This is a genomic window from Shewanella algicola (assembly GCF_014648035.1).
Lineage (GTDB): Bacteria > Pseudomonadota > Gammaproteobacteria > Enterobacterales > Shewanellaceae > Shewanella > Shewanella algicola.
On the sequence record NZ_BMQI01000054.1, the window covers coordinates 23,115 to 31,868 of the forward strand.

An 8,754-nucleotide genomic window follows, 5' to 3' on the forward strand; every position below is an offset into this window, starting at 1 on the left:
TAAAACAGCAACTTAAAAAACTTGGCACAGTTCGCGCATTACCTAATATGTAAAACGCATTAACACTAACAATGGAGAATATCTTTATGAAAAAGACGACATTATCAGTATTAACAAGCATCGTTCTTGGTTCAATGGCATTCACTGCAAACGCAGCTCAAGATTGGCAGGATGATGCAAAAGATGCATGGATTGATGGTAAAGCTGAAACCACGTTACTGTTAAACACTAACCTTAACTCTTTTGATATTAATACCGACGTAACAGACGGTAACGTAACCTTAACGGGTAAAGTAAATAGCAGTGTTGATAAAGCGTTGGCTGCCGAATTAGTCAAAAGTGTCGATGGCGTTAACGAGGTTAATAACGAATTAACCGTGATGAAAGCGCATCATGATAAAGACCATGACAGCGAAACGTTAGCCGATACTTTAACTGACTCAAAAGTGGCTACTGTGGTGAAAACTCGCTTATTATTTTCAACTGATGTCTCAGGAACCGACATTGATGTTGATGTTGAAAACGGCGTAGTCACCTTAGACGGTACGGTATCGAGTGACGCTGAACGTGATTTAGCCTTAACCATTGCCAAAAATACCGACAACGTTAAAAAGGTTGTCGATGAGTTACGCATTACTGGGTAATCGTGATTGATTAGCATATTATTAACCAGCCTTCGGGCTGGTTTTTTAATAGGAGTGACTTTTATTAGGGTCACTTTTTAATGGAATAACTTTTTACAGGGGGAATAATGATATGCATGATGACAAAACAAGCTGTGATTATTTGGCGCGATCATCGAGGTATTTCCCGGTCTTAGTTGTGGCAGCGAGTGTGTTGTTAAGCGGATGCAGTAGCGTGTTATGCCAGGCACAAACAGATAACGCGACCGATCCATTAAGCCAATATGATCAACAAAAAAAATGTGAGCAATTGGTTAATCAGCATATCGATGATGAACGTCGCCAACAACGTTTAAACACCCAACAGCTGCTAGATGAGTCCATTCAGAAAAACACTCACTAATTTTCCTCTTGGCGACTCGTTATTTGTTACTCGCTCTTTGCTCATTACCAGTGGCTAATCGCTACTCAACTCATTGGCTAACTCGCTTACGTCAATGTCTCTAACTTCAATCTCACTTCTGTCAACAATACTTATTCCAAAATTGCTTATGCCACAGCCTTTTTAACGCTGTTTATCTGCAGTAGCCTCCAATATTATGAATAAACTGGAAACAAATAGACGACTGGTCTATTTTTGTTTATTGTAGCGGCAAAATGGAGAGCTTATGAACAAAAATACCACCAGTAAACAGTCAATTTGCGCCGTCGGTGAAAAGCTATTTGCTTTACACGGGTACAGTGCAGTGGGGATTAAACTCATTTTGGATGAAGTAGGCATTCCTAAGGGATCGTTTTATCACTATTTTGCCAGTAAAGAAGCGTTTGCTGCCGAAGTTGCGCAATATTATTTTGATCACCGTATCGCCCCAATAGCCATGGACCCTAATGCTAACTTTAAAACCAATATCACAGCGGTATTGGGCGGCTACCATCAACTGATTGATTTTTTGTTTAGCGACAGCCAACCCCGTGGGTGCTTAATGGGTAACTTAATGGTAGAAGTCAATCCGCAAATGACGTTGTTGCATCAGACACTTAATCAACTGTTTGACCAGTGGTTGAGCCTATTTAACGCGCTTATTGAGCAAGGTCAGCAGCAAGGGTTTATTAAAACAGACATGAGTGCCAGTGTGTTATCGAACATTTTTTGGTCAAATTGGCAGGGGACTATGCTACGCTGTCAAATTAAAGCAGATAAAACCGCAGCAAAACGCGCCATTGTGCAATGTATGCAGCTGATTACCCGTTAAATTAAGCTTTATACTATTACTCAGTGGCTTGTGACGTATTTTGATTGTGTATTTATCTAAAGGTCTTTATATTTCGGTGATTTTTCGGGTCTTGGAGTGGGTCGAGTTGGCTAAAGGATTATATAGTGTCGTATTAATGGTGTTGCTGTCTGCGTGTGCGTCTAACCCGCCTGTGGTTGTCGCCCCTAAGCCTGTGGTGGTGCCACCTATGCTTAAGCCGCAGCCGCCAAAATGGAGCGAGTCAAACTTACTCAGTTTTCATGACCAGTGGAAAGGCACCCCTTATCGTTTAGGTGGCCTAAGCCGTAACGGTATTGATTGCTCTGGTTTTGTATACTTAGCCTACCTTGATATTGTGGGTGACAAACTACCGCGCACGGTTAATGCTCAACGCACTTTAGGTAAAGATGTCCCACGAAATCAATTAATCATTGGTGATTTAGTCTTTTTTAAAACCGGAAGAACAACCCGTCATGTGGGCATTTACATGGGGCAAGACAAATTTTTACATGCTTCTACCAAAAAAGGCGTGAAAATTTCTAGCTTAAACAATGTCTATTGGAAGCCGCGTTATTGGTTTGCCAAACGTTTAAAAAATCCAACAGAACAGCAAAATATGTCGATAGCCAGTTTAGTTGATTACGCCCATCATCAGGATTAACCGTAAATCTGAGCTTTGAGATAGATAATAAAAAAGAGGTAAACCGTAAGGCTTACCTCTTTTTTGTTGTTAGCTTAATAGCTTAGCTAACGATTATGCTTCTACTGTTTTAGCGCGTTTTGCTAATGCATAGTAAAACAGTGGTGTGAGCAGTAGACCAAATATGGTCACACCAATCATACCGGCAAATACTGCTACACCAATGGCTTGTCGCATTTCTGACCCAGGGCCACTTGAGAACACCATAGGTACTACACCCATAATGAAGGCGATAGATGTCATTAGAATGGGGCGTAAACGTAAGCGGCCCGCTTCAAGAATGGCTTCTAACGGCGTCATGCCTGTGTCTTGCAGCTCTTTAGCAAACTCAACAATCAAGATGGCGTTTTTGGTCGCCAGCCCCACCAGAACGATGAGTCCGATTTGGGTAAAGATGTTGTTGTCGCCACCGTAAATTAATACACCACTGATTGCCGACAGAATCGTCATCGGAATAATCAAGATAATCGCCAACGGTAAACTTAAGCTTTCATACTGCGCAGCTAATACCATAAACACTAATAAAATGATTAATGGGAAAATATACACGCCCGCATTACCGGCCAATATTTGCTGGTAAGTAATTTCAGTCCACTCGTAAGTCATACCGTTTGGTAAGGTTTCGGCCAGAATTTTTTCAATCGCAGCTTGTGCCTCGCCACTACTAAACCCAGGTGCTGCGCCGCCATTAAGCTCGGCAGTGGTAAAGCCGTTGTAGTGCATCACACGATCTGGGCCTGCCACATTGGCTACGTTAATAAATGAGCCAATAGGCACCATTTTACCCTGATTGTTACGCACCTTGAGCTGAGAAATCTGCTCTGGTGTTTGTCTAAACTGCTCGTCTGCTTGCACGTTAACCTGGTATGTACGGCCAAACTGGTTAAAGTCATTGGCGTAAACCGAGCCCATGTAACCTTGCAACGTGGCAAACAATTCGTCTAACGACACGGCTTGTTGCTTGGCTTTGGTACGGTCAACTTCAACTTCAAGTTGCGGTACGTTAACCTGATAACTTGAGAACACCCCCGCTAATTCAGGTGTTGCCCAGGCTTTTTGCATTACTTGCATGGTGACTTTATATAACTCATCGTAACCGTAGTTTGCTCGGTCTTGAATTTGTAATCTAAAGCCGCCAATTGTCCCTAAACCTTGTACCGGTGGTGGTGGGAAAATCGCAATAAATGCGCCATCAATCGCGGCAAACTTCTGGTTTAACGCTGCTGCAATTGCCCCTGCTGAAAGCGATGGGTCTTTACGGTCGGCAAAGTCATCTAGCGGGGTAAACAAAATTGCGCTGTTAGTGCTGTTAGTAAAGCCGTTAATGCTTAAGCCAGGGAACGCCACAGCATGTGCAACGCCCGGCTGGTCTAATGCAATCCCTGCCATTTGTTTCACAATCGCTTCGGTGCGATCAAGCGATGCAGCATCAGGTAATTGTGCAAAGGCAATTAAGTACTGTTTGTCTTGCCCTGGCACGTAACCTGTTGGCGTGCTGGCAAATTGCAAACCTGTTACGCCGACTAAGCCGACATACAACACGCCCACAACAACACCAAAACGGATGACTTTTTTCACGACCCAGCCGTAACCGTTTGATAATTTTGCAAAGAAACGGTTAAACGGGGTAAATAACCAACCGCCAAGCATTTTGTCCATACTGCGGGTAAGGAAGTCTTGCTTGTCGTGATGACTCTTAAGTAACAATGCCGCCAAAGCAGGACTTAAGGTCAACGAATTTATCGCTGAAATAAAGGTTGAAATAGTAATAGTTAAAGCAAACTGTTTGTAAAACTGGCCAGTTAAACCAGACATAAATGCCGTTGGAATAAACACTGCAGCCAATACTAATGTGGTGGCGATAATTGGGCCAGTCACTTCTTTCATGGCTTTTTGTGTTGCAGCTAAAGGTGATAAGCCTTCTTCGATATTACGCTCAACGTTTTCCACTACTACGATGGCGTCGTCGACCACAATACCAATCGCCAGTACCAGACCAAATAACGACAAGGCATTAAGCGAGAAGCCCATTAAATGCATAAAGGCAAAGGTGCCGACTAACGATACAGGTACCGCTACTAATGGAATAATCGATGCGCGCCAAGTTTGTAGAAATAGTACTACCACTAAGACGACTAACAATAGTGCTTCAAGCAAAGTGTGCACAACAGCCTCAATTGAACCGCGTACGAATACCGTAGGGTCATAAACGATGTCGTAAGACAGTCCTTCTGGGAAGCTGGCTGATATTTCTTTCATTTTGGCTCTAACGTCATCAGAAATCTGAATCGCGTTTGAACCAGATGCTTGGAACACCGGCAATGCCGCAGCATCTTTATTGTCTAGCATTGAACGCAGTGCATAAGTTGATGCGCCTAGTTCAACACGGGCAACATCTTTTAAGCGGGTGATTTGGCCTTGTGAGCCAACTTTAACAATGATGTTTTCGAACTCTTCAACGTTGGCTAAACGGCCTTTCACATTGATAAGCAGTTGGAAATCACTGTCGCCACTGGGTTGAGCACCTAGGCTACCTGCGGCGGCTTGTTGGTTTTGCTCACGGATCGCAGCAACCACATCATTAGGTGATAAACCAATTGCGGCCACTTTATTTGGGTCTAACCACACGCGCATGCTGTAGTCGCCGGCGCCAAATACACGCACAGCGCCCACACCTTTAATGCGGGCAAGTTCATCTTTAACTTTTAATACCGCATAGTTAGACAGGTACAGCATGTCATAACGATTATCGGGCGAGGTTAAATGCACCACCATGGTTAAGTCTGGTGATGATTTTTCGGTAACAATCCCTAAACGTTGTACCTCTTGTGGTAAACGCGGTTTGGCTCGTTCAACTCGGCTCTGTACCTGGGTTTGGGCTAAATCAACATCGGTACCAATGGCAAAAGTGACGGTTAATGTCATGCGGCCATCAGAGGTAGCTTGAGAGGACATATAAAGCATGTTCTCAACGCCGTTGATTTCTTGTTCTAGCGGTGATGCGACGGTTTCAGCGATCACTTTTGGGTTTGCACCAGGGTAATTGGCAGTAACCACGACCGTTGGCGGAACCACTTCTGGGTATTCGGTGATCGGTAATTGCCAAACAGCCAGTGCGCCAGCGATAAAAAACAATAGCGACAGCACTGCGGCAAAAATCGGTCTTTTAATAAAAAATTGCGACAACATGATGGGGGTATTCCTTAGCCTTGACTTGCTTCATCAGCAATTTGAGCTGTGAGTGGCTGATTATCAAATAATAACTGCGCTTGTTTTAGTGCTTCTATTTGGCTGCTTTCGGCCATATCGGTCAATTTAGGGGTAATGGTTACACTAGGACGCACTTTTTGCAGACTGTTAACCACAATTTTGTCTTCTGGTTGTAAACCGGCAGTAATAATGCGTAAACCGTGGATTTTTTCGCCTAACGTCACACCGCGGTATTCAAGGGTATTTTCATCGTTAACCACCAACACATATTTGTTGTTTAAGTCAGTAAAGATGGCTTTATCGTCAACCAAAATACCCTGGTAAGACGCGCTACCCGCAATGCTAATGCGCGCAAATAAGCCTGGCATTAAGATGTTGCTTGAGTTGGTAAATGTTGCACGTACGCGAATAGTACCGGTTTGTTGGTTAACGGCATTATCAACAAAGTCGATTACACCCTGGTGGGTAAACTCAGTTTCATTGGCTAGGGCCATCAATACTGTGTTGTTGCCTGAGCGCGGGTCCTGGCGTTTGTTCTCACCCGATAACGAGGCATACTTAAGGTATGTTTGCTCGTCGATATCAAAATAGGCATGCATATTGTCTGTTGAAACCAAGCTGGTTAGCTGGGTTTGGCCTGCCGTGACATAGTTACCTGCGGTTTCGTTGGCGTAAGACACTCGGCCAGTAATGGGCGCAGTGACCTGGGCGTATTCAAGGTTTAATGTTGCGCTGGTTAATGCTGCTTTAACTGATGCGACCGCAGCAGCGGTTTGGTGCATTGTGCTACGGCGAGTATCGATAAGCTCTTCAGACACGGCTTGTTGACTGAATAATTTGTTGGCACGGTCAAAGTCGTTTTTCGCCAATTCATGGGCCGATTTTGCACTGGTTAGCTCAGCTTGAAGACGTTCAACTTCTGCGTTAAAAACTTTTGAGTCAATGGTGAACAATATGTCGCCCTTGTTGACCAAGGCACCTTCTGTAAAGTTTACCGACTCAATGTAACCCGATACTCGCGGCACTAGGGTGACTTCTTCTGGTGCTTGTAAGCGCCCAGTAAACTGGTCCCACTCGGTAATACGTTCATGAATGACGTTAGCAACACTCACTTCAGGGGCTGCAGGTGCACCTGCTTGTTGTTGTGCAGGAGCTTGCCCACAAGCCACAAGTAGCAATGCCGTTAGGCTTACTAACAAAGTAGATTGAATTGATTTAAATATAGTCATGTTACTTTCCTCTAATCAATAGCTTTTATGTCATTTAACGGGCTACTGGTTGCGTTACTTTTTGTCTGTGGCTACAGTTTTGTACCAGTTGGTAAAAATTGTTCTGTACCGAACGGTAATATATAGATTAAAATACCCCTGTCAATACATTTTGTACCGATAGGTATAAAATTATTTTGACCAGGAGTTCATTTAGTGTGATGATGAAATAAGCGCGTATGATAAAAGTGTTTGTGGTGGCTCACATCAATAGGTAATTAATCACTCGTTTTGTGATAAACCTGCACACAATTAGCACTATTTGTGGTTTAATAATGCGCTAAGATATGTTCATCCTTGATTGAGTGGTGTAATTTAAGTGATTGATAATCAAGGGTTAGTTAATATATGGGGTACGATTTATGACAACGACAAAAGCAGCTTGTGTCGGTCGCCCACGTGGGTTCGATATCGACTTGGCATTAGAGCAAGCGCTTAATGTGTTTTGGCGTAATGGTTATGAAGGGACTTCTTTAAACGAGCTCACAGAAGCGATGGGCATTAAAAAACCCAGTCTTTATGCTGCCTTTGGCAATAAAGAACAGTTATTTTTTAAAGCGATCGACTTATATGAAAATCGACCAGACTCGCTGATCAATATTGCTTTTCAGCATGAGCGCGTTGCCGACGTTATCCGCGGATTATTACTTGGTGCCGCCGCCCAATTTACCGACTGTAGTCACCCACAAGGTTGCGCATTAATGAACAGCACGTTTTCATGTAATGAGGCGAGTGAGTCAATTAAACAAACGGTGTTAAAGCGTAAGTCAAAACATAAACAACGACTCGTTGACCGCTTTGAATTAGCGCAAAATCAAGGCGAATTACAAGAGAGTTGTGACCCTGAGGTATTGGCTAGCCTGATGACTGCCTTGTTTCAAGGTTTATCAATGCAAGCGTCGGAAGGGGCAAGCCTTGATGAGTTGCAAAAAGTCGCGACAATGGCTGCCGAAGGTATTTTAACCGTCAACGTTAAGCGTTAATGCTGTTAAACGTTTATCAGTTTTAAGCGTAAGCATGGTTGTAAACTAAACATAAACATTGATACTGCACGAGTCATTGCGGGCAGTATCAATATTGCGGACTTATATTGGGGTTTTATAGGGCTAGGGAAATTAACAGCCGCTAGTTGTCAGGCTGTAAAAAACAGGCTCAGCCTGAGATGAGTCTACATTGTAAAGCAAACTACAATTACTCGTGTCGATATATCCTTTTGGATAAATGTACATGGTTTTACCTGGGGTATCATACAATCCCCAATCTGCGGTAATCTCATCGTTTGCGTTAGTCATTTCTTCAAATGAACCTTCTAGCACTAATTGTAGATTGGCTGGTGATGAAGTGATATATCCCAATGTTGTACTCACAGCACTACCATTCAATGTCACCGAGCCTGGATCGAGTTTTTCCTGACCTGCCAATACGGCTTTTGAATACACCAGAGTGTTAGCCGACTTTAATGCACCTTGTAAGCCATTTAAATTGGCAATGACCGCATCACTTTTTAAGTTTATAAACTTCGGCGCGGCGACTACTGCTAAAATCCCTAAAATAATAATTACTACCACTAATTCAATTAGGGTAAAACCGCGTTGTTGTTTTTGCATAGTAATACCATTTCCATTAATTATGTGACTAATCAGAGTCACTCAGATTGTTCAGTTTGAGGCGCATTGTTGAAATAATGGTTATTCCCTTCT

At 43.2% G+C, this 8,754-nt stretch carries 8 protein-coding genes; 5 read left to right on the top strand and 3 right to left on the bottom strand.

Annotation, left to right across the window (positions count from 1 at the left end; all coding sequences use genetic code 11):
• Positions 1–86: 86 nt before the first annotated feature.
• From IEY42_RS18380 to IEY42_RS18395, 4 genes are all read left to right on the top strand, one after another.
• On the top strand, positions 87–644 hold the full coding sequence (locus tag IEY42_RS18380) for a BON domain-containing protein (protein WP_188926751.1): 558 nt from the start codon (positions 87–89) through the stop codon (positions 642–644).
• 112 nt (positions 645–756) lie between these two features.
• A complete protein-coding gene (locus tag IEY42_RS18385; RefSeq protein ID WP_188926752.1) occupies positions 757–1,026 on the top strand; it encodes a hypothetical protein in 270 nt (89 codons plus the stop codon).
• A 265-nt stretch (positions 1,027–1,291) separates the two neighbouring features.
• On the top strand, positions 1,292–1,876 hold the full coding sequence (locus IEY42_RS18390) for a TetR/AcrR family transcriptional regulator (RefSeq protein ID WP_188926753.1): 585 nt from the start codon (positions 1,292–1,294) through the stop codon (positions 1,874–1,876).
• A gap of 136 nt (positions 1,877–2,012) precedes the next feature.
• Positions 2,013–2,537 carry a C40 family peptidase gene (locus tag IEY42_RS18395; RefSeq protein WP_188926757.1) on the top strand — a complete coding sequence of 175 codons (525 nt, stop codon included), beginning with the start codon at positions 2,013–2,015 and terminating at the stop codon, positions 2,535–2,537.
• A gap of 93 nt (positions 2,538–2,630) precedes the next feature.
• Here the strand turns inward: IEY42_RS18395 and IEY42_RS18400 are convergent, their stop codons facing one another.
• Together IEY42_RS18400 and IEY42_RS18405 are read right to left on the bottom strand one after the other, a co-directional pair.
• Positions 2,631–5,768 (bottom strand): efflux RND transporter permease subunit, encoded by a 3,138-nt coding sequence (locus IEY42_RS18400; protein WP_188926758.1) that lies wholly within the window; start codon positions 5,766–5,768, stop codon positions 2,631–2,633.
• A gap of 11 nt (positions 5,769–5,779) precedes the next feature.
• Positions 5,780–7,015 carry an efflux RND transporter periplasmic adaptor subunit gene (locus IEY42_RS18405; RefSeq protein ID WP_188926754.1) on the bottom strand — a complete coding sequence of 412 codons (1,236 nt, stop codon included), beginning with the start codon at positions 7,013–7,015 and terminating at the stop codon, positions 5,780–5,782.
• Between the two features lie 401 nt (positions 7,016–7,416).
• Here IEY42_RS18405 and IEY42_RS18410 point away from each other — a divergent pair, with 401 nt between their 5' ends.
• Positions 7,417–8,037 carry a TetR/AcrR family transcriptional regulator gene (locus IEY42_RS18410; RefSeq protein ID WP_188926755.1) on the top strand — a complete coding sequence of 207 codons (621 nt, stop codon included), beginning with the start codon at positions 7,417–7,419 and terminating at the stop codon, positions 8,035–8,037.
• Positions 8,038–8,169: 132 nt separating this feature from the next.
• On the opposite strand, the gene IEY42_RS18415 is transcribed toward IEY42_RS18410, so the two are convergent.
• Complete coding sequence (locus IEY42_RS18415) at positions 8,170–8,661, bottom strand: prepilin-type N-terminal cleavage/methylation domain-containing protein (RefSeq protein ID WP_188926756.1); 492 nt, start codon at positions 8,659–8,661, stop codon at positions 8,170–8,172.
• Between the last annotated feature and the right edge of the window lie 93 nt (positions 8,662–8,754).